General features: G+C 68.5%; 17 protein-coding genes and 1 other RNA gene. 2 read left to right on the top strand and 16 right to left on the bottom strand.

What is annotated here, in order from left to right:
- Window position 1: 1 nt before the first annotated feature.
- Genes ftsW through mraZ form a run of 9 tightly spaced genes read right to left on the bottom strand, consistent with a single transcriptional unit; the run spans window position 2 to window position 10,179 of the window.
- Window positions 2–1,153 (bottom strand): putative lipid II flippase FtsW, encoded by a 1,152-nt coding sequence (gene ftsW / locus N1F91_RS11390; protein WP_289992256.1) that lies wholly within the window; start codon window positions 1,151–1,153, stop codon window positions 2–4.
- Complete coding sequence (gene murD / locus N1F91_RS11385) at window positions 1,153–2,553, bottom strand: UDP-N-acetylmuramoyl-L-alanine--D-glutamate ligase (protein WP_289992255.1); 1,401 nt, start codon at window positions 2,551–2,553, stop codon at window positions 1,153–1,155. Before murD ends, ftsW begins: the two co-directional genes overlap by 1 nt.
- 1 nt (window position 2,554) lies before the next feature.
- The gene (mraY, locus tag N1F91_RS11380) at window positions 2,555–3,637 is read right to left on the bottom strand and encodes a phospho-N-acetylmuramoyl-pentapeptide-transferase (RefSeq protein ID WP_289992254.1); all 1,083 of its coding nucleotides are present in this window, start codon (window positions 3,635–3,637) and stop codon (window positions 2,555–2,557) included.
- A gap of 19 nt (window positions 3,638–3,656) precedes the next feature.
- A complete protein-coding gene (locus N1F91_RS11375; protein WP_289992253.1) occupies window positions 3,657–5,099 on the bottom strand; it encodes a UDP-N-acetylmuramoylalanyl-D-glutamyl-2,6-diaminopimelate--D-alanyl-D-alanine ligase in 1,443 nt (480 codons plus the stop codon).
- Window positions 5,096–6,550, bottom strand: a complete 1,455-nt coding sequence (locus N1F91_RS11370; RefSeq protein ID WP_289992251.1) for a UDP-N-acetylmuramoyl-L-alanyl-D-glutamate--2,6-diaminopimelate ligase — start codon at window positions 6,548–6,550, stop codon at window positions 5,096–5,098. Before N1F91_RS11370 ends, N1F91_RS11375 begins: the two co-directional genes overlap by 4 nt.
- Window positions 6,551–6,607: 57 nt before the next feature.
- Complete coding sequence (locus N1F91_RS11365) at window positions 6,608–8,320, bottom strand: penicillin-binding protein 2 (RefSeq protein WP_289992250.1); 1,713 nt, start codon at window positions 8,318–8,320, stop codon at window positions 6,608–6,610.
- A complete protein-coding gene (locus tag N1F91_RS11360) occupies window positions 8,317–8,691 on the bottom strand; it encodes a hypothetical protein (RefSeq protein WP_289992249.1) in 375 nt (124 codons plus the stop codon). Before N1F91_RS11360 ends, N1F91_RS11365 begins: the two co-directional genes overlap by 4 nt.
- 1 nt (window position 8,692) lies before the next feature.
- Complete coding sequence (rsmH, locus tag N1F91_RS11355) at window positions 8,693–9,715, bottom strand: 16S rRNA (cytosine(1402)-N(4))-methyltransferase RsmH (RefSeq protein ID WP_289992248.1); 1,023 nt, start codon at window positions 9,713–9,715, stop codon at window positions 8,693–8,695.
- Window positions 9,712–10,179: a division/cell wall cluster transcriptional repressor MraZ gene (gene mraZ, locus N1F91_RS11350; RefSeq protein WP_289992240.1), complete on the bottom strand. Its 468-nt coding sequence runs from the start codon at window positions 10,177–10,179 to the stop codon at window positions 9,712–9,714. Before mraZ ends, rsmH begins: the two co-directional genes overlap by 4 nt.
- 382 nt (window positions 10,180–10,561) lie before the next feature.
- On the opposite strand from mraZ, the gene N1F91_RS11345 reads away from it, so the two are divergent.
- A complete protein-coding gene (locus tag N1F91_RS11345; protein ID WP_289992238.1) occupies window positions 10,562–11,671 on the top strand; it encodes a cystathionine gamma-lyase in 1,110 nt (369 codons plus the stop codon).
- A gap of 48 nt (window positions 11,672–11,719) precedes the next feature.
- On the opposite strand, the gene N1F91_RS11340 is transcribed toward N1F91_RS11345, so the two are convergent.
- From N1F91_RS11340 to N1F91_RS11310, 7 genes are all read right to left on the bottom strand, one after another.
- Window positions 11,720–11,983 (bottom strand): type II toxin-antitoxin system ParD family antitoxin, encoded by a 264-nt coding sequence (locus N1F91_RS11340; RefSeq protein ID WP_289992236.1) that lies wholly within the window; start codon window positions 11,981–11,983, stop codon window positions 11,720–11,722.
- 86 nt (window positions 11,984–12,069) lie between these two features.
- Window positions 12,070–12,504, bottom strand: an RNA gene (gene rnpB, locus N1F91_RS11335) — RNase P RNA component class A.
- A gap of 90 nt (window positions 12,505–12,594) precedes the next feature.
- On the bottom strand, window positions 12,595–13,206 hold the full coding sequence (locus tag N1F91_RS11330) for a transglycosylase SLT domain-containing protein (RefSeq protein ID WP_289992234.1): 612 nt from the start codon (window positions 13,204–13,206) through the stop codon (window positions 12,595–12,597).
- Between the two features lie 186 nt (window positions 13,207–13,392).
- Window positions 13,393–14,157, bottom strand: a complete 765-nt coding sequence (locus N1F91_RS11325) for an N-acetylmuramoyl-L-alanine amidase (RefSeq protein ID WP_289992232.1) — start codon at window positions 14,155–14,157, stop codon at window positions 13,393–13,395.
- Entirely contained in the window at window positions 14,154–14,870 is a 717-nt protein-coding gene (locus tag N1F91_RS11320; RefSeq protein WP_289992231.1) for a DnaJ family molecular chaperone, read from the bottom strand. The genes N1F91_RS11325 and N1F91_RS11320 overlap by 4 nt, the downstream gene beginning before the upstream one ends.
- Window positions 14,871–15,017: 147 nt before the next feature.
- Window positions 15,018–15,335, bottom strand: a complete 318-nt coding sequence (locus N1F91_RS11315; RefSeq protein ID WP_289992230.1) for a hypothetical protein — start codon at window positions 15,333–15,335, stop codon at window positions 15,018–15,020.
- Between the two features lie 125 nt (window positions 15,336–15,460).
- Window positions 15,461–15,982 carry a winged helix DNA-binding protein gene (locus N1F91_RS11310; RefSeq protein WP_289992228.1) on the bottom strand — a complete coding sequence of 174 codons (522 nt, stop codon included), beginning with the start codon at window positions 15,980–15,982 and terminating at the stop codon, window positions 15,461–15,463.
- A 111-nt stretch (window positions 15,983–16,093) separates the two neighbouring features.
- On the opposite strand from N1F91_RS11310, the gene N1F91_RS11305 reads away from it, so the two are divergent.
- Complete coding sequence (locus N1F91_RS11305; RefSeq protein ID WP_289992227.1) at window positions 16,094–20,032, top strand: hydantoinase B/oxoprolinase family protein; 3,939 nt, start codon at window positions 16,094–16,096, stop codon at window positions 20,030–20,032.
- Window positions 20,033–20,399: the final 367 nt, after the last annotated feature.

The raw sequence follows: 20,399 nt of genomic DNA, 5'->3' as shown, positions 1-20,399 counted from the left end.
TTCACTCTGCCGGCAGGATGCGCGGCGGGAACACGTAGTCCGACGTCTTGCGGCGTTCCGGCCGGCGCGTCGTCAGCGCCAGCACCATGCCCATCGAGATCGCCATGGCGACCAGCGACGAGCCGCCATAGGAGATGAAGGGCAGCGTCATGCCTTTGGCCGGCATCAGCTGCAGGTTAACGCTCATGTTGATGACCGACTGGAAGCCCATCAGGATGACGAGGCCGGACACGGCGAAGCGCGTGAAGTCGTCCTCCTCCCTGAGCGCGAAGCGCAGGCCCTTGAGCACGATGAAGGCAAACAGCGCCACCACCACGAAACACAGCACGATGCCGAACTCTTCGGCTGCGACCGAGAAGATGAAGTCGGTGTGGCTGTCGGGCAGGATGCGCTTGACGGTGCCCTCGCCCGGTCCCTGCCCCCACCAGCCGCCGCGGATGATCGCCTCGCGGCCGGTATCGACCTGGAACGTGTCGCCCTCGCCGGTCAGGAAGCGGTCGATGCGGCCGGCGACGTGCGGGAACACCGTATAAGCGGCGAGCGCGCCTGCGATGCCGAGCGCTCCGAGCAGCAGGATCCAGATCCACGGCATCCCCGCCATGAAGAACATCACGCCCCAGGTCCCCGCCACCAGCATGGTCTGCCCGAGGTCGGGCTGGGCCACCAGAAGCGCGAGCACCAGAACGAGCAGGATCATGGCGAACAGGTTGCCCGGAATCTCGGGCTGGCGCCGGTGCTCGGCAAACAGCCATGCGCAGATGATCACGAAGGCGGGCTTCATGAACTCCGACGGCTGCACCGACACGCCGGCCAGCGCCACCCAGCGCCGCGCGCCCTTGACCTCGACACCGATGAACAGCGCCGCCAGCATCAGGAGCAGCGATCCCGCCAGGATCAGCAGCGCCAGCCGCCGCACGTTGCGCGCCGACAGGAACGAGACGCCGATCATCGCGATCAGCGCCGGGATCATGAACATGATCTGGCGCTCCACGAAGTGGAAGCTGTCGAGGCCGATGCGCTCGGCCACCGCGGGGCTCGCCGCAAAGGACAGCACCACGCCGAGCACCATCAGGCTCAGGAACGCCGCGAGGTACCAGCGGTCGACCGTCCACCACCACGTCGCGACCGGTCCCCTGTCGACACGGCTTGCCATCAGATTGTCCCTCCGATCGGTCGGATTCCTTCGAGCGCGTACACGGCGGCACGGAAGGCCTCGCCGCGCACCTCGAAATTCTTGAACTGGTCGAAACTCGCGCAGGCGGGCGAGAGCAGCACGACGGGCTCGGCCGCGGCGTCGCGCGCGGCATCCGCCGCGGCGTGCCGCACCGCCGCCTCCAGCGTGCCGGAGATCTCGTAAGGCGCATCCTCGCCCAGCGTCGCCGCGAAGGCCGGCGCCGCTTCGCCGATCAGATAGGCCCGCGCGACGCGCGAGAAGAGGCTCCTGAGCGGCTCGATCCCGCCCTCCTTCGGCAGGCCGCCCGCAATCCAGTAGATCCGCTCGAAGCTCGACAGCGCGGGCGCCGCCGCTTCGGCGTTGGTAGCCTTGGAATCGTTGACGAACAGCACCTTGCCGGCGCGTCCCACCTGTTCCATGCGGTGCACGAGGCCGGGAAAGCTCGACAGTCCGGCCTGGATTTCCGCTGCGCTCAGCCCGACTGTCAGGCAGGCCGCCACCGCCGCCAGCGCGTTCTGGGCGTTGTGCTGGCCGCGCAGCGAGCCGATGCCGTCGAGCGACGCCAGCGTCTTCGTGCGGCCGGCCTTCGCGAGCTTCAGCACCCCGCCTTCCGCGAACAGGCCGTCCGTCAGCGCCAGGCGCTTGGAGATGCGCAGCACCGGCTTGCCGGTGCGCTCCAGCCGGTCGGCGATCTGCGCGCACCAGCTGTCGTCGATGCCGACGATCGCCGTGCCGCTGCCGGCCACCAGCCGTTCCTTGATCTCGGCGTAGTGCTGCATCGTGCCGTGCCGGTCGAGATGATCCGGCGTCAGGTTGAGCAGCACCCCTGCCGTCGGGTCGATCGAGGGCGCGAGATCGATCTGGTAGGACGAGCATTCGACGACGTAGACCCGCCGCGGTGCAGGCGGCTCCAGCGTCATGACCGCGCGGCCGATGTTGCCGCCCATCTGCGCGTCCCGGCCGGCCGAGGCGAGAATGTGCGCCGTCAGCGCCGTCGTCGTCGACTTGCCGTTGGTGCCGGTGATGGCGATCAGCGGCGCATCCGCCGCCCATGCGGCGCGCTCGCGCACGAAGAGTTCGATGTCGCCGATCACCTCCACGCCCGCCGCGCGCGCCAGTTCGACGGTCCAGTGCGGCTTGGGATGGGTCAGCGGCACGCCCGGCGACAGCACGAAGGAGGAGAGCCCGGCCCAGTCGGCCTGGCGCAGGTTGCCCGTCGGCACCCCCTGCGCGGCGGCGCGCGCCACGCATTCGGGATTGTCGTCGAAGGCGAGCACGTCGGCGCCGCCCGCGATCAGCGCATGCGCCGTGGCGATGCCGGACCCGCCGAGACCGAACAGGGCGACGCGCTTGCCGGAGAAGGTGGTGGCGGGGATCATTCTATCTGAGCTTCAGCGTGGAGAGGCCGATCAGGGCGAGGATGACGGCGATGATCCAGAACCGGATGACGATCTGGCTCTCGGTCCAGCCCATCTTCTCGAAATGATGGTGGATCGGCGCCATCAGGAACACGCGCTTGCCCGTCATCTTGAACACCGCCACCTGGATGATCACCGACAGGGCCTCCATCACGAACAGCCCGCCGATGATGGCGAGCACGATCTCGTGCTTGGTGGCGACCGCGACCGCGCCGATCAGGCCGCCGAGCGCCAGCGACCCGGTGTCGCCCATGAAGATCGCCGCCGGCGGCGCGTTGAACCAGAGGAAGCCGAGGCCCGCGCCGATCACCGCGCCCAGCACGACGGCGAGTTCGCCGGTACCGGGCGTGAAGTGGATCTGCAGGTAGTCGGCAAACACCGCATTGCCCGAGAGATAGGCGATCACCCCGAAAGAGGAGGCGGCGATCATCACCGGCACGATCGCCAGCCCGTCGAGCCCGTCCGTCAGGTTGACGGCGTTGCCCGCGCCGACGATGACGAAGGCGGCGAAGGGCACGAAGAAGATCGACAGGTTGATGATCAGGTCCTTGACGAAGGGAAAGGTCAGCGACGAGGAGAACGGCGCCTGGCCGTTCTGCATGATGATGTAGGAGGCGAGGCCCGCGATCAGGAACTCGAGCGCCAGCCGCATCTTTCCCGATATGCCGAGATGGCTCTGCTTGGTCACCTTCTTGTAGTCGTCGTAGAAGCCGATCGCGCCGAAGCCGAGCGTCACCATGAGCACCACCCAGACGTAGACGCTGGAGAGGTTCGCCCACAGGAGCGTGGAGCCGACGATGCCGGTCATGATCATCAGGCCGCCCATCGTCGGCGTCCCGGCCTTCTTGAAATGCGTCTGGGGTCCGTCCGCGCGGATCGGCTGGCCCTTGCCCTGCCTGATGCGCAGCGAGTTGATGATCGCCGGACCGAACATGAAGACGATCAGCGCCGAGGTGATCAACGCCCCGCCGGTCCGGAATGTGATGTAGCGGAAGACGTTGAAGACCGAGATGTCGTCGGCCGCGCCTGCGAGCCAGGTCAGCATGAAATGGAATTCCCCTGGTTCATTGGTCCGTCCCCGCGGGGCCCGTTGCGCCCGCCGCCGGGAAACGCGCATTGAGCGCGTCGACGATTTTCGAAAAGCCCGCGCCGTTCGACGACTTGATCATCACGACGTCTCCGGGCTTCAGAGTTGCGACAAGAAGCGGCACGAGGTCCGCGCCGGTCTCGCGATATTCGACCGGCATGCCCTCGCCGAGGGCGGTTTCGAGCGCAGCCATTTCCGCGCCGCCCAGGAAGACCAGGTCGGGCGCCGCCTCGCGCAGGGGCTCGGCCAGCGCCGCATGCAGCTTCTTGGAATGGACGCCCAGTTCCCGCATGTCGCCCAGGACGGCGATCCGCCGGCCACCGTCGCGCACCTCGGCGCGCGCGAGCAGGTCGAGCGCCGCCTTCATCGAGGCGGGATTGGCATTGTAGCTCTCGTCGATCAGCGTGAACGGCCCGTCGGGATGCATCAGCGCGGCGCGCGCACCGCGTCCCCGCTCCGCCTGCAGCGAGCCCAGCGCCTCCGCACCCATTCCCACGTCGGCGCCCGCGAGATGCACCGCCCCGAGGACGGCAAGCACGTTCTGCACCATGTGCCGCCCGGGCGCGCCGATGCGCGCCTCGAAGGTCTCGCCGCCGAGCTTGACGGAGATGGTCGACTGCTCGGCACCGAGCGTGCAGGCCAGCAGCTTGACCTGCGACCTCGAATGCTCGCCGAAGCCGACGATGTGCTGGACACCCGCCTCCCGGGCGAGCTTGTCGAGGATGCGCCAGCGGTGGTCGTCGCGGTTGATCAGCGCATGACCGCCCGGAACGATCCCCTCGAATATCTCCGCCTTGGCGCGCGCGATGTCGTCGAGCGAATGGAAATGGCCGAGATGGGCGGCCGCGATCAGCGTCACGATGGCGACGTGCGGCCGCACCAGCTTCACCAGCGGCCGGATCTCGCCCGCATGGTTCATGCCGATTTCGAAGACGGCATAGTCGACGTCCGACGGCATGCGCGCCAGCGTCAGCGGCACGCCCCAGTGATTGTTGAAGGATTTCTCCGCCGCATGCACCGTGCCCGAGACCGACAGCGCCAGCCGCAGCGCTTCCTTGGTGGACGTCTTGCCGGCCGAGCCGGTCACGGCGATGACCCTGGCCTTGGTCCGCGCCCGGGCGGCGGCCCCCAGCATTCCCAGCGCCGCCAGCACGTCCTCGACGACGATCATCGGCATCGTCAGCCGTCCGAGCGCCGCGAGCTTGCTGTCGGCGACCACCATCAGGCTCGCGCCCGCCGCCATCGCGGCCGTGGCGAAGTCGTGCCCGTCGAAGGTCTCGCCCTTGATCGCGAAGAAGGCGTCGCCCGGCTTCAGCGTGCGGGTGTCGATCGAGATACCGGAAATGCCCCGGGGCATCGTGCCGAGTGGACGTCCGCCCATCGCGGCGATCATCGCCTCGCTTGTCCACAGGTCGTTCATCGCGCCAACTCCGCCAGCGCCGCGCCCGCTTCCTCGTGATCGGAAAAATGATGGGTCTCGCTACCCACGGTCTGGCCCACCTCGTGACCCTTGCCCGCGATCACCAGCGTGTCGCCGGCGCAAAGCATGCCCACCGCCTCGCGGATCGCCTGGCGCCGGTCGCCGATCTCGATGGCGCCCGGCGCGGCCGCCATGATCTGCGCCCTTATGTCGGCTGCTACCTCCGAGCGGGGATTGTCGTCCGTCACGACGGCGACGTCGGCGAGGCGCGTGGCGATCTCGCCCATGATCGGCCTCTTGCCCCTGTCGCGGTCGCCGCCGCAGCCGAACACCACGACGACGCGGCCGGTCGTGAAGGGCCGCACCGCCGCCAGCACGTTTTCAAGCGCTTCCGGCTTGTGCGCATAGTCGACATAGACCGGCGCGCCCGTGGCCGTCGAGCCGACCAGGTCGAGCCGTCCGGGAGCGCCTTCGAGATGCTCCAGGGCCTTCAGGGCCGTCACGGCGTCGATCCCCGTCGAGATCACGAGGCCCGCGGCCACGAGCGCGTTGGAGATCTGGAAGTCGCCCGCCAGCGGCAGCACGATCTCGTGGATGATGCCGGAGGCCTCGATCTCCGCGCGCTGCCGGCGCCGCTCGTGCTCGACCCGCTTCAGCGACAGGAAGGTCCCCTTGCGGCCGACCGTCCGCACGTCGAGACCGGCGCCTGCGGCCGCCGCGATCGTCGCGTCCGACCAGGGATCGTCGGCGAAGATGACCGCCGGCGCGCCTTTCGGCATCAGCTCCGTGAAGAGCCGCATCTTGGCGGCGTGGTAGTCCTCGACGGTCGGGTGGTAATCCATGTGGTCGCGGCCGAGATTGGTGAAGCCGGCGGCGGCAAGCCGCACGCCGTCGAGCCGGCGCTGGTCGAGACCGTGGCTGGACGCCTCCATGGACGCGTGGGTGACGCCGGCCGCAGCGAGTTCGGCCAGAAGCCGGTGCAGTTCCACCGGATCAGGCGTCGTCAGCGAACCGTATTCGTTGCGGCCGGGCGCCACCACGCCGGTGGTGCCGATGCTGGCGGCTGCCTTGCCGGCATGCGCCCAGATCTGGCGCACGAAGGCGGCGACCGACGTCTTGCCGCTGGTCCCCGTCACCGCCACCATGGTTTCGGGCTGGCGGCCGTGGAAACGCGCAGCCGCGAGCGCCAGCGCCCGTCGCGGGTCGCCGGCACGCAGCAGAGGAACAGACAGTCCGGAGCCATCCGCATCCTGAGCGGCGATCACGGCGATCGCCCCGCGCGACACGGCATCCGCTGCGAAAGCCATCCCGTCGCTCCTGGTGCCCTTCAACGCCGCGAAGACGTATCCCGGCCGGACGGCGCGGGAATCCGACGTGATACCCTCGACGGTCGCCTCGCCTGAGGCGGCGGAACCGTTGGGTATGATGTCTGCGAGATCGCGGAGTTTCATGCGTTCACTGTATCGGGGTTGTCGCGCGCAATACCCACGGCGCGTCGATCAGAATCATCAGTTCGAGACCAGCAGGGCCCCGCTTTCATGGCCGAATTCCGGCTTCACGCCAAGCAGCGGCGCGGAGCGGCGGATGATGTTGGCCACGATCGGAGCCGCGTTCGAGCCCGCCGTCGCGCCCATTCCCGGCTTTTCCGGCTTGGGCTCGTCGATCACGGACAGGACCACATATTGCGGGTTCTCGATCGGGAAGGCCGCCAGGAAGGCGTTGAAGCGCTTGTCCTTGGCGTAGCGCCCGTTGACCACCTTCTCGGCCGTGCCGGTCTTGCCGCCAACCCGGTAGCCCGGCACCTCAGCGCGCTTGCCGGAGCCCTTCTCGGCGTTGAGGCGATAGAGGTAGCGCATGTCCATCGTGGTGCGCGGGTTGAGGACCTGGACGGCGACCTCGTCGGCCTCCGCCTGGGTGCGCGGCAGGAAGGTCGGCGGGATCAGCTTGCCCCCGTTCATCAGCGCCGCCGCCGCAACCGCGGTCTGCAGCGGCGTGGTGGCGAAGCCGTGGCCGAACGAGATGGTGATCGAGTTCAGCTGCTTCCACTCCTTCGGCTCGGTCGGCGATGCCACCTCGGGCAGCTCCGTCTGCATCCGGTCGAGCAGCCCAAGCCGGTGCAGGAATTCGCGGTGGCCGGCGATGCCGACGTCCATCGCCATGCGCGCCGACGCGATGTTCGACGAGTAGATGAACACCTCCGGCACTGTCAGCACGCGGCCCTTGCCGTGGAAGTCGCGGATGGTGAAGCGCCCCATCGAGAGCGGCCGCGACGCGTCGTAGGAACTCGTCAGCGTCGCCTTTCCGGCGTCGAGCACCATGGCGGTGGTGAAGCTCTTCACCGTCGAGCCCATCTCGTAGACGCCCGCCGACATCCGGTTCAGCCGGTCCTTCTCATGGGCGTTGAACGGATTGTTCGGGTCGAAATCCGGCACCGAGGCCATCGCCATGATCTCGCCGGTGTTGACGTTGAGCACCACCGCGCCGGCAGCGATCGCGTGATAGCGCTCCATCGCGGTGGCAATCTCGTCGCGCACGATGTGCTGGACGCGCAGGTCGATCGACAGGTTGACCGGCGCCAGCGAGGAGGCGGAGACGAGCCCGGTCGCGCGCAGGTCGGCGAGCCCCTGCCCGTCGACGTACTTCTCCATCCCGGCAATGCCCTCATTGTCGATGTTGACGAGGCCGAGGATATGCGAGGCTGTCGGTCCGCCCGGATAGAAGCGCCGCTTCTCCGGCCGGAAGCCGATGCCGGGAATGCCGAGCTGCAGGATCTCGTTCTGCTGCCGCGGCGTGATCTCGCGCTTCAGCCAGGCGAAGCCCGAGCCGCTGGTCAGCTTGCGGTAGGTCTGTTCGTAGTCCAGCGACGGCAGCACCGTGGACAGCAGTTCGACCGCCTCGTCGGGATCGACGATGCGGCGCGGCTCGGCGAACAGCGATGCGGACTTGATGTCCGTCGCGAGAACCTGGCCGTTGCGGTCGAGGATGTCGGGCCTGGAGGCCGCCATCCGCCCGCCGCCGAAGAACTGCCCGGTTTCCGGTTCCTGCATCCCCAGATAGACGAGACGCCCGGTGATGGTGGCATAGATGCCGAAGAACACCGCCATGGTGATGAAGACGCGCGAGCGCCCGCCATTCGCCTTGCGCCGGCCCTCCACGACGATGCCCTGTGCCTCGGCGTGCGGCTTCGTCCGCGCGATCCCTGCCTTCAGCCAGCGCTTCATTGGGGTGTACTCCCGGTCGTGGTTGCGTCGGTGCCGCCGGAGGCGAGCCCTTCGGGCGGCGTCTGCGCCGGATCGTCGAGATCGACGGCCGGCATCGGGATGGCGCCCGGATCGGCGATCTGCCGCGCGTCGATGGGCTGGAGGTTCAGTTCCGCCTGGTAGGTCGTCACCAGCGTCTGCAGACGCACGGGCTGCGTGAGCAGGCTCCAGTCGGCGCGCAGCAGGTCGGCCGTCTCTTCCTCGAAGCGGATCTGGCTCTCCAGCCGGCGCAGCGCGCGCAGTTCGTCCTCGGCGGCATGCTTGGTCTGGTAGGTGAAGGCCGCGGCGGAGACCATGACCGCGATCAGCACGATGTCGGTGGTACGGAACACGTCAGCGCCCCTCGCCTGTGGATCGGACATCCGGAAGCCGCGGAAATCCGAAGATGGAATGGTCTTCGCGCCGCGCCGGCGCTTCCGTCCGGACCGCGGCACGCAGCTTGGCCGAGCGCGCGCGCGGGTTGCGGTCCGCCTCCGCGTCCGACGCGGCGACCGCCTTGCCGGCCTGCGCGAAGGTCGGCGCTTCCTCGCGCACCTCGGGCAGATGCCGCGAACCGCCGGTCGTGCCGGAACGGTCGGCGATGAAGCGCTTGACGATGCGGTCTTCGAGCGAATGGAACGTGACGACGACGAGCCGCCCGCCCGGCCGCAGCGCCCGCTCGGCGGACGACAGCGCGCGCGCCAGTTCGCCCAGTTCGTCGTTGACGAAGATGCGCAAGGCCTGGAACACGCGCGTCGCCGGATGGATGCGGTCCTTGGGATGGCGACCGACCAGCGCCTCGATGGCGTTGGCGAGGTCGAGCGTGCGCTCGAACGGCCTTGCCGTGCGCCGCTTGTCGATCATCCGGGCGATGCGCCCGGCATGCCGCTCCTCGCCGAGAATACCGAAGATGCGCGTCAGGTCGCCGGCCTTGACGGAGTTGACGACGTCGGCCGCCGTCGGCCCCGTCTGCGCCATGCGCATGTCGAGCGGACCGTCGTAGCGGAAGGAAAAGCCGCGCTCGGCCTGGTCGAGCTGCATCGACGAGACGCCGATGTCGAGCACGACGCCATCGACGGGCGCGCCGACATGAACGTCGAGTTCCGAAAAGGCGCCCTGCACGAGCCTGAGCCGCCCGCCGGACGCCGCCTCCAGCGCGCGACCGTCGCGGATCGCATGAGGATCCCGATCGACGGCGATCACCGTGGCGCCGGCGCCGAGGATGGCGCGCGTATATCCACCCGCGCCGAAGGTGCCGTCCACGATGGTGTCGCCCGGTCGCGGCGCCAGCGCCGCGAGCACCTGGTCGAGGAGGACCGGAATGTGGAGGACCGGTCCGCCACCGGCGTCCTCGCGGCCGCCGTCGCCCGCCATCATTCCGGCCCCCGGATGAATGCGGTCGTGCCCGGTTGGTTGCGCAGCCGCGACAGCCGCGCCCGCGCCTCTTCCCGGTAGGCCTGGAACCGCCGCGGCTCCCACATCTGGAAGAACGGACCGCGTCCGACGAAGGCCACCTCGCCCTCGATGCCCGTGTGCTCGCGCATGAAATCCGTCATCGTGATGCGCCCGTCTCCGTCCAGCTTCAGGAAGGCCCCGTCTCCATGACAGAAGAAGGACATGTCGTCGGCCGTCTGCGCGAAGGGATCCTCCTGCGCGATCCGCTGCTCGTAGCGGTCGAGCAGGTCGAGCCCGCCGACGTCCAGCGCCGGCATGTCCAGCGCCCGCAGGGCGTAGAGTTCGCCCTCGCCCCGCTTGGCCAGGACCGCCCTGAAATGCGCCGGAACGGAAACGCGACCCTTCTGGTCGATCCGGTTCACCGCGCTGGAAAGGAAGCGATCCATCACCCGTCAATGCCGCCCGCGCCGCAGCGCATTCGTTCATTTTCTTCATCGCGACAGGTCGCGGCACCGGCACGCATCCGCCTGCGGCAACGCCGAACGGCGATCGCACCGCGACCCCGGGGATCGCGGCCAAATCGGACGTATGACGCGCCCGTCTGACGGAGACGTGATTACGCGAAAGGGATAACATGGGCACTCATGGGCGTCAACGGGACGAAGCTCCACCTGACGGGATGGCCGCCGATTCCTGCGAACCGACCGATTCCTCCTTTATCGTTCATTAGGCCTAACGAAGAGTTGAGACCGGGGCTGACGGACGACGTCCTCTGGCGTTCGTTCGGCAGGTCGAATAGACGATCCGGAAACGAAAAGGATCATCGCCATGACCGACCTGGCCGCCCGCGCCGCCGATCTCCTGCACCTGCGCCGCCGCCATCTGGCCAAGGGTGATCCGGTCGCCCTGCCGCTGACGATGACGTCGATGTTCCACCTGCCCGGCGACCCCGCCGGCTTCGCCCAGTACGGCCGCTTCGACAACGCCACCTGGGAAGCAGTGGAAGACGCGCTCGGCCATCTCGACGGCGCCCCTGCACTCGCCTTCCCGTCCGGCATGGGCGCGATCTCGGCGGTGCTGACCGCCTTGTCGAAGGCCGGCGACCGCATCCTCCTGCCCTCGGACGGCTACTACACGGTGCGCGTCTTCGCCGACCGCTTCCTGTCGCGCCTCGGCATCACGGCCGACCGGCGGCCGACCGCCTCCTTCCTCGACGGCGGCTTCGAAGGCTATTCGATCGTCTATGTCGAGACGCCCTCGAACCCCGGCCTCGACATCTGCGACATCGCCGCGATCGCCGACGCCGCGCATGCGGCGGGCGCGCTGGTCGTCGTCGACAACACCACCATGACCGCCTTCGGCCAGCGGCCGCTCGATCTCGGCGCCGACATTCTGGTCTGTGCCGACACCAAGGCCGCCAACGGCCATTCGGACGCGCTGTTCGGCCACGTCTCCAGCCGCGACGAGGCCGTGATGAAGGCCATCGCCGAGTGGCGCAAGCTGTCGGGCGCCATCCCCGGCCCCTTCGAGGCCTGGCAGGTGCATCGCGGGCTGGAAACGCTCGAACTGCGCTTCGAGCGCATGTGCTCCACCGCCGAACTCGTCGCACCGCGCCTGCGCGACCACGAGGCGATCGCGTCAGTCCGCTTCCCCGGCCTGCCCGACGACCCGGCGCACAATCTCGCCCGCGTTCAGATGAACCGCTTCGGGTTCCTGATCGGGCTGACGCTGGAAAGCGCCGAAAAGGCCGAGGCCTTCATCGACGGCTGCCGCCTCCTCCAGCCCGCCACCTCCTTCGGCGGCACCCACTCCTCCGCCGAACGCCGCGCCCGCTGGGGCGACGCCGTCGCCCCGGGCTTTGTGCGCCTGTCGATCGGCTGCGAGCCGGCGGAGGAGCTGTGGGCGGCGCTGGAGGAGGCGCTGGATCGGGTGGGGTGAGTGGATCAGCCGCCCGGTCCCGGAACTCCGCAGCGGTGATGTTCTGCTCTAGCGAGCTCGGCCGGTATCGTTCAACAGGCGCTCCATGAAGGCCCGCCCGTCGATGCCCGGACCGCTGTCGATGCCATCCTGCACCAGCCGTCGCAGTTCGGCGAGCGAGTAGCCGTCATTGTCGCGCCGCTCCTTCCAGTCCCGAAGCGCTTCGCCGACGATCTCGTCCGCCGAGCCGTATTCGCCCGCGGCGATGACCCCGTCGACTTCCGCCGCCAGTTCCTCCGGCAATGTCAGCTTGAAGACATCGGGTCGTCCCATGGGTCGCTCCCGCAACAAATCTGCTGGAGAGTAAGGGGCGCTTGGCGCGGCCGCAAGCACGGCCGGCTTCCGTCGGCATGGAAAAAACTGCCAGCCGGCCTGTAAGCCGGGTTCTGTATGGCCCCGGCGCATTGCTGCTCCGGAACGTGGCGGCCATTCATCTGCGGCGGACATTGCTGTCCGCCTGGTGCAACCTACCCGGATGGCTGGGCCGGAAACTGCCCGGGAGCGAACTCCCGCGCCATCCCTATTCGGTCTTGCTCCCGGTGGGGCTTGCCGTGCCGCTTCCGTTACCGGTCGCGCGGTGGGCTCTTACCCCACCCTTTCACCCTTACCCCGCCGGTGCTCCGGTCCGCCGGGCGATGGCGGACCGGAAGACAGGCGGGGCGGTCTGCTCTCTGTGGCGCTATCCCTGGGGTCGCCCCCGCCGGCCATTAACCGGCACCGTGTTTCCATGGAGCCCGGACTTTCCTCGAACGCGGTCTTTCGACACTTGCGCCCGCGGCCGCCCGGCCAGCTGGCAGGACGCATAAAGGCTTTCGCGCGGCAAAACACAAGCCTCCGGGAAAGCCTTCGGGCGACGGATCCGTCCGCCGCCCGAAAAAGGCGCGTCAGCTACCGATGACGCGCTTCACCTTGGTGCAGTAGGCCGAGGAAATCCGGTTCATGCGCTTGGCCGCGTGACCCGCATTGTAGCGCAGGATCGTGCCGCAGGTGTCGCCGCCGCCGAGTTCGTGCGCCTTGGCGAGGTACTTCATGCCGTACTTGACGTTCGTCTCGGGATCGTAGAGCCCCTTGGCGGACCCGGAATAGCCCATCATCCGCGCAGTGGCCGGCTTGATCTGCATGAGGCCGATCTCGCCGGCGCGGCCCGTGACGTGCGGCCGGAAATTGCTCTCCACGGTCACGACGGCATGAGCCAGGGCGACGGGCACGCCGTATTCCTTGGCATAACGCGTCACGATGGCCGGGAGCCCGCCCTTCACCGCCTTGAGGTCGACCTTGGCGGCAGGTTCGTCGCCGCCGAGCCTCGCGAGAAGACCCTTGCCGCTCCCGCCGGTGATCGATGCGGTGGTGGTCATGTCGACGCCGGGCAGCGCTTCTGCTTTCGCCGCGGCCACGGCCGACTTGCCGGCGTCCTGGCGGCGGTCGCTCTCTGCATGGGCAACGGAATTCACTGCGACGGCGGCAAGCGCCACCGCGACGAGGAGAGTGCTCTTCATTCGATCCAGTATCTTCTTTTGGGCGCCCGGTCGGCCCGGACAGCGGTTTCCCGTTTGATCCGGCGGCCATCGCGGCACTCCGGGGGTGGAACGGGGCCGCATGTGAAGGGGGAATGAGCGGCCAAGATGACCGCCCACCTCAACTTTGGTGACAGCTTGTTACATCAACCGCTTGATTCGATTGGATTACGCTGCGTCACTTGTGGCACCGGACAGCACGCGGCGGAGGACGGATCGCGTCGCGGCATCGGCCACGCCGTCGACGCATGACGGCCGGAACCGGCGCTGGAACGCTTCCACCACCACCCGCGTCAGGGGCTCGAATCGCCCGGTGATTTCAATGCCGTAGCCATGCAGCGCCAGCATCGCCTGCAGTTCCTCGACGACCCGACCCGAAGCGCCGGGGCCGATCCACGGCCCGCCCTCTTCCGTCGGCTCCGGCCGGCGGGCCGCCACCCCGGCCGCGGCCAGGCGATCCCAGGGAAATTTCTCGCCGGGATCGATCTTTCGACCCGGTGCCACGTCAGAATGTGCGAGAACGCGCTCGATCGGAATGCCGTTCCGGGCGCAGATTCCGCCACAAAGGGCGACCACCGCCTCGATCTGGGCGTCCGGGAAGTCCGGGTAGCCGAGAAAATGGCCGGGATTGACGATCTCTATGCCGACCGAGCGGGAATTGATGTCGCTGACGCCTTTCCAGGAACTGCGCCCGGCATGCCACGCGCGGTCGGCCTCGCGCACCATCTGCACGATCCGGCCGTCCTCGTGCACGAGATAGTGCGAGGACACTTCGCTCTGCGGATTGCACAGCCAGCTCTCGGCCCCCTCGCCGCTCTCCATGCCGGTGTAGTGCAGGATGATCATGTCGGGACCGGCGACGCCGACGCGCGGGCCGAAATTCGGCGAGACCCTGATGTCGGCGCCGGCATGGTCGGCGGAAAATCCGCTCATGCGGCGACGCGTCCGCGTTCGATCGTCTCGTAGGCGGCGTTCAGCGCCGCCATCCGGTCGTTGGCCAGCGCCAGGAACTCCTCGGGCACCCCGCGCGCCATCATCCGGTCGGGATGATTGTCGGAAACGAGACGCAGATAGTGCCGCCGCACCTCCTCGAAGGACGTGTCGCGCGCCACGCCCAGTACCGCCCAGGGATCCTTCTCGCCGATGACGTGGCGCGCCAGGATCGCCTCGAAGCGTCGCTCGCCGATGGCGAAGATCTCGGCGATCCGGGCCAGGAAGCGCAGCTCCTTCTCGTGGATCAGCCCATCGGCCTTGGCGATGTGGAACAGGCCGTCGAGGATGTCCTCCAGCATGCGGCAGTCGGGCTGGCCCGAGCCGCAGAGGCCCGCAAGGCGTTCGGCATAGATTTCGTAGCCGGCCGTATCGGCCATGGCCAGGCGATAGAGACGCTCGACGTTGCGCCGCTCTTCCTGCGGCATGGCGAAGATGTCCTGGAAGGCGCGGATCTCGTCCTGGGTGACGATGCCGTCGGCCTTGGCCATCTTGGCCGACAGCGCGATCATGGCGACCGAGAAGGCCACACGGCGGCGCAGTTCGGGGTCTCCTTCGAAGACCGTGCGGACGGCTTCGACGAGGTCGGCTACTCCGCCCGCCGCGCCGGAGGAGATGCGCGCGACGAACTCGCCTATGCGGGCCCAGATCGACATGACTTCTGTCTAAAGCGCTTCGCGGAAAAAGGCGAGCATGGCCGTATCAAATGATGGACAGGGCCGGACGCGTTTTCCACCGCAGGCCGACACAGCGAAAAAGCCGGGACGAAGCCCGGCCTTCCGCTGCGGATGCTGATGACGGCGTTACTGGACGGCCGGGACGTCATCGGCCGGCTCGACGTCGTCGGTGCCGATGGTGCCGCCCGGGGCTGCGCCCGTGGTGCCGGTGTCGTCCATCGTGCCGTCCGGCGTGATGCTCTGGGTCGTCGTGCCGTCGGCCGGCGTCGTGTCGTCGGTCTCGGGGACCACGATCACGTTGGTGTCGGTGCCGGGCGTGACGGTCGGGGCGGTCTCCTGGACCTCGGGCTCGACGCTCTGGGTCGTGGTGGTGTCGGTGTCGCTGCAGGCGGCGAGGCCCAGCAGCGCGAGCGACGACACGGAAGCGAGGATGATCTTCTTCATGATGGGGTCTCCTGTTGCAGGGTGCACCGCTGCGGCGCACCGTCGGGAGATGAATGCGCGGATGCCGCGGCGGTTTCGTCAACTCGGGTGACCGGTCGCAACATTGCGTCACCCGCCGCCTGCCGTCAGAGGCTCGCCGCGCTGCGCGAGGCCTGGTCGTACTGGCCGGACAGCGCCCGCATGAGCGCGGCGATCTGGCTGATCTCCGCGTCCTCGAAGTGAAGCGCCCTGACGCTGCCGACCAGCAGCGCCTCCCGCACCTCGCGGTAGCGGGCGCAGGCCTGCGCACCGGCGGCCGTCACCTTCACGGTCTTCTCCTTGCCGCGCCGCCCGGTCTCGATCAGGCCCGCGCCTTCCAGCTTCTTCAGCGCGTAGGAGACCAAGTGCGTGTCCTCGATGTTGAGCATCATGCACAGGTCCGCCAGCGTCTTCTCGCGGCCGCGGTGGTTGCTCGAATGCAGGATCTGCACGTCGAGCGGTCCGAGGCCCGAAATCCCTGCAGCACCCATGCACCGCACCATCCAGCGCTGGAAGGCATTGTTGAGAATGGTCATCGCGAACTCCATCTCCGACAGCGACGGCATCGCGCCGTCGGCCAGATGCGACGCCGAGACCACCGGCCCGAGAACCTTGCCGTCGCCTGCCACTCCACCCTCCTGCTCATCGACAAAATATCGACAATTCGTTGACGTTTTATCTCCGTTTGCCTTATAGCCGGAAACGCGCAAATCTTCAAACGCGACCGGAGGAGACGGCGGATGGACGGCAGGTGGGATTTCTGGATCGACCGCGGCGGCACCTTCACCGACGTCATCGGCCGCGATCCGGACGGCAATCTCCATCCGCGCAAGCTGCTGTCGGAAAATCCCGAGGCCTATCGCGACGCCGCCGTGCAGGGCATCCGCGACCTGCTCGGCGTGCCGGCCGGCGCGCCGATCCCCTCGCACCGCATCGGCGACGTCAAGATGGGCACGACGGTGGCCACCAACGCGCTGCTCGAGCGCAAGGGCGACCGGGTGCTGCTGCTCATCACCAGGGGCTTTCGCGATGCGCTGAAGATCGCCTACCAGGCAAGGCCCGACATCTTCGCCAAGGAGATCGTGCTGCCCGAGCAGCTCTACGAGCGGGTGATCGAGGTCGAGGAGCGCGTCCGCGCCGACGGGTCGGTCGAGACCATGCCGCGGCTCGACGACGTGAAGCCGCTGATCGAGCAGGCGCGCGCCGACGGCATCGAGGCCGTCGCCGTCGTGTTCATGCATTCGTGGATCTACCCGGATCACGAACTGATGGCCGCGAGCCTCTGCCACCATGCCGGCTTCACGCAGATCTCGGTCAGCCACCAGACCTCGCCGCTGATCAAGCTCGTCGGCCGCGGCGACACGGCCGTCGTCGACGCCTACCTGTCGCCGATCCTGGCGCGGTATGTGAGCCGGGTGGCGGCGGAGCTGGGGGCGGAGGCGGTCTCGGCGCCGACGGAAACGTCGGTGGAGGAAGAATCCGGGGCGACCTCTCATTCCGTCACGCCCCCCTCTGCCCTGCCGGGCATCTCCCCCACGAGGGGGGAGATCGGCCAGTCGCAAAAGCCGAACCTGATGTTCATGATGTCGTCGGGCGGGCTGACCGCCGCCGAGCTGTTCCAGGGCAAGGATGCGCTGCTGTCGGGTCCGGCCGGCGGCGTGGTCGGGATGGTCGAGACGGCGCGCCTGGCCGGCTTCGACAAGGTGATCGGCTTCGACATGGGCGGCACGTCGACCGACGTCGCCCATTACGACGGCGAATACGAGCGCGCCTTCGACACCGAGGTGGCGGGCGTGCGCGTGCGCGCGCCGATGATGCGCATCCACACGGTAGCGGCGGGCGGCGGCTCGGTGCTGCATTTCGAGGACGGCCGCTTCCAGGCCGGCCCGGATTCGGCCGGCGCCAATCCCGGCCCCGCCTGCTACCGACGCGGCGGGCCTCTGGCCGTCACCGACGCCAACGTGATGCTGGGCAAGCTGCAGCCGGAGTTCTTCCCGGCGATCTTCGGCCCCGGCCAGGACCAGCCGCTCGACCGCGACGTGGTGCGCGCACGCTTCGCCGACATGGCGCGTGCCATCGGCGACGGGCGTTCGCCCGAAGCCGTGGCCGAGGGCTTCGTCACCATCGCGGTGGAGAACATGGCCAACGCGATAAAGAAGATCTCGGTGCAGCGCGGCTACGACGTGACCGAGTACCTGCTGAACTGCTTCGGCGGCGCCGGCGGGCAGCATGCCTGCCTGGTGGCCGATGCGCTCGGCATGGAGGCGGTGCTGGTGCACCCCTTCTCGGGCCTGCTCTCGGCCTACGGCATCGGGCTTGCCGCCGTTTACGCCTCGCGCCAGCACGCGCTCCTGAAGCCGCTGGCGCAGGCGACGCTGCCCGAGATCCGCATGCTGGCCGACGGCCTGCGCAAGGCGGTCTATGCCGAGCTGAACGGCCAGGGCATCGCCGACGCCGAGATCGCCTGGCGGCCGATCCTGCAGGTCCGCTACGACGGCACCGACACGGCCCTGCCGGTCGATTTCGACGACTTCTCGGTCGAAAACGCCATCCGCGCCTTCGAGGCCGCGCACAAGGCGCAGTTCGGCTTCGTCTACGAGAACAAGGGCATGATCGTCGAGGCGATCAGCGTCGAAGGCATCGACATGCGCGATTCCGGCCGCGACGAGGCCGACCTGCCGGTGGAGGACCGCGTCGCCGAGACGGCCGAGACGCGGCCGATCTTCTGCGAGGGCGCATGGCGCGAGGCGGGCGTGTTCCGCCGCGAGAGCCTGTTCCCGGGCGCGACCGTCTCCGGACCGGCGCTTATCGTCGAAAGCCACCAGACGATCGTGATCGAGCCCGGCTGGCGCGCCGAGATCACCGCCAAGGACCACGTGCTGATGCGCCGGGTGGAGCGCAAGGCGCGCCAGGCGGCGCTGGGAACCGAGGCCGACCCGGTGATGCTCGAGGTCTTCAACAACCTCTTCATGTCGATCGCCGAGCAGATGGGCGTGACGCTGCAGAACACCGCCTATTCGGTCAACATCAAGGAGCGGCTCGACTTCTCCTGCGCCGTCTTCGACGCCGAGGGCGCGCTGGTGGCCAACGCCCCGCACATGCCCGTCCACCTCGGCTCGATGGACCGCTCGGTGGAGACCGTCATCCGGCTGAACGCCGGCGACGTGCATCCGGGAGACGTGTTCGCGCTGAACGCGCCCTACAATGGCGGCACGCACCTGCCGGATATCACGGTGGTGACGCCGGTGTTCGAGACGGTGGAGCTGCCGATCTCCCCCCGTGTGGGGGGTCCGGAGGACGGGCGAGACCTGCGGCTCGCCCCGGCCGGCAGGCCAGAGGGGGGCGCTGTCCCGCCGACCTCTCAGGAGCGCGGAGCCGCCCACCATCCCGATGCCTCGAGCCCTACGGCGCCCCCCTCTGCCCTGCCGGGCATCTCCCCCACAAGGGGGGAGATCGGCCAGTCGCCGAGGATCCTCTTCTGGGTCGCCTCGCGCGGGCATCATGCCGATGTCGGCGGCACCGCGCCGGGATCGATGACGCCGCTCGCCACCACGGTGGACGAGGAAGGCGTGCTGTTCGACAATTTCCGGATGGTCGAACGGGGCCGGTTCCGCGAGGCGGAGCTGCATCATCTCCTGACCGACCATCCCTGGCCGGCGCGCAACCCGCACCAGAACATCGCCGACCTGAAGGCGCAGATCGCGGCCAACGAGAAGGGCGTGGCGGAGCTCAGGAAAATTGTGGCGCATTTCGGGCTGCCGGTGGTGGAGGCCTATATGGGCCACGTCCAGGACAACGCCGCCGAGAGCGTGCGCCGCGTGCTGGAGCGGCTGCCGGACGAATCGCACTATGAATACCCGACCGACACCGGCCAGGTGATCAAGGTGAAGATCACGGTGGACCGCGACGCGCGCACGGCGAAGGTGGACTTCACCGGCACCTCGCCGGTGATGAAGAACAATTTCAACGCGCCGGAGCCTGTGGCCCGCGCCGCCGTGCTCTATGCCTTCCGCGTCATGGTGGAAGGCCAGATCCCGATGAATGCCGGGTGTCTCAGGCCGATCGAGATCGTCATTCCCGAGGGCTGCATGCTGCGACCCGCCTATCCGGCCGCGGTGGTGGCCGGCAACGTCGAAACCTCGCAGCACGTCACCAACGCGCTGTTCGGGGCGATGGGGGCGCTGGCCAATGCACAAGGCACGATGAACAACCTGACCTTCGGCAACGCCACCTACCAGTATTACGAGACGATCTGCTCGGGCTCGCCGGCCGGGCGCATGAACGACGGCCGCGGCTTTGCGGGCACCTCCGGCGTCCATGTCCACATGACCAATTCGCGGCTGACCGACCCCGAGATCCTCGAGCTGCGCTTCCCGGTGATGCTGGAGGATTTTTATATCCGCGAAGGCTCCGGCGGCAGGGGCAAATGGAACGCCGGCGACGGCACGCGCCGCACCATCCGCTTCCTCGAGACCATGGAATGCGCCATTCTTTCTTCCCACCGCGGGCGCCCGCCGCAGGGCCTCGATGGCGGCGGCGACGGCGAGGTCGGCCGCACCGAGGTGCGGCGCCGCGACGGCACGGTCGAGACGCTGAAGGCCTGCGACCAGACGGTGGTTCAGGCCGGCGAGGCGGTGATCGTGACGACGCCGACGAGCGGCGGATACGGCCGCCGCTGACCGCCGGGAATTGCGGGGACAGTTTACCGAATTCGGGCGACGGGCGCGGGTGTTTCGGCCGGAGCGGTCCCGAATTCGGTAAACTGTCCCCGTATTTCCCGTATTTCCGCCAGCGCCGGCGCGCCGGGAGGCGGCTCTGCCGCCCGGCCAGTCGGACCCGGGAGAGGTTCGGTGCAGCGGCGCGGTCACGTCAGGACGTGTCGTGGAACGGCGGCAGCGGGAAGCCGGCCCTGTCGCCGCCGGCCCTGGCAAGACGCGCGCCGCGGCAGGCAGGCCTGCCGCTGCTGCAGGCGGCCCGGTCGGGCGCGCGGTCGCGGCCGGTCATCCGGCAGTCGATGCCGCCGAGCCGGTCGAGCAGCGCGACAAG

The organism is Aquibium sp. ELW1220 (assembly GCF_030398385.1).
Classification (GTDB): Bacteria; Pseudomonadota; Alphaproteobacteria; order Rhizobiales; family Rhizobiaceae; genus Aquibium.
Note: the sequence above shows the minus strand (reverse complement) of the source record. Positions and strands in the feature narration are given on the sequence as shown.

What these genes read in the sequence shown, in the direction of transcription:
- N1F91_RS11305 (WP_289992227.1), top strand. Translation starts at nt 16,094, where the DNA reads ATGGACGGCAGGTGGGATTTCTGGATCGACCGCGGCGGCACCTTCACC.
- N1F91_RS11330 (WP_289992234.1), bottom strand. Translation starts at nt 13,206, where the DNA reads ATGAAGAGCACTCTCCTCGTCGCGGTGGCGCTTGCCGCCGTCGCAGTG.
- mraZ (WP_289992240.1), bottom strand. Translation starts at nt 10,179, where the DNA reads ATGGATCGCTTCCTTTCCAGCGCGGTGAACCGGATCGACCAGAAGGGT.
- ftsW (WP_289992256.1), bottom strand. Translation starts at nt 1,153, where the DNA reads ATGGCAAGCCGTGTCGACAGGGGACCGGTCGCGACGTGGTGGTGGACG.
- N1F91_RS11315 (WP_289992230.1), bottom strand. Translation starts at nt 15,335, where the DNA reads ATGAAGAAGATCATCCTCGCTTCCGTGTCGTCGCTCGCGCTGCTGGGC.
- N1F91_RS11375 (WP_289992253.1), bottom strand. Translation starts at nt 5,099, where the DNA reads ATGAACGACCTGTGGACAAGCGAGGCGATGATCGCCGCGATGGGCGGA.
- N1F91_RS11370 (WP_289992251.1), bottom strand. Translation starts at nt 6,550, where the DNA reads ATGAAACTCCGCGATCTCGCAGACATCATACCCAACGGTTCCGCCGCC.
- N1F91_RS11325 (WP_289992232.1), bottom strand. Translation starts at nt 14,157, where the DNA reads ATGAGCGGATTTTCCGCCGACCATGCCGGCGCCGACATCAGGGTCTCG.
- N1F91_RS11320 (WP_289992231.1), bottom strand. Translation starts at nt 14,870, where the DNA reads ATGTCGATCTGGGCCCGCATAGGCGAGTTCGTCGCGCGCATCTCCTCC.
- N1F91_RS11345 (WP_289992238.1), top strand. Translation starts at nt 10,562, where the DNA reads ATGACCGACCTGGCCGCCCGCGCCGCCGATCTCCTGCACCTGCGCCGC.
- murD (WP_289992255.1), bottom strand. Translation starts at nt 2,553, where the DNA reads ATGATCCCCGCCACCACCTTCTCCGGCAAGCGCGTCGCCCTGTTCGGT.
- mraY (WP_289992254.1), bottom strand. Translation starts at nt 3,637, where the DNA reads ATGCTGACCTGGCTCGCAGGCGCGGCCGACGACATCTCGGTCTTCAAC.
- rsmH (WP_289992248.1), bottom strand. Translation starts at nt 9,715, where the DNA reads ATGATGGCGGGCGACGGCGGCCGCGAGGACGCCGGTGGCGGACCGGTC.
- N1F91_RS11365 (WP_289992250.1), bottom strand. Translation starts at nt 8,320, where the DNA reads ATGAAGCGCTGGCTGAAGGCAGGGATCGCGCGGACGAAGCCGCACGCC.
- N1F91_RS11340 (WP_289992236.1), bottom strand. Translation starts at nt 11,983, where the DNA reads ATGGGACGACCCGATGTCTTCAAGCTGACATTGCCGGAGGAACTGGCG.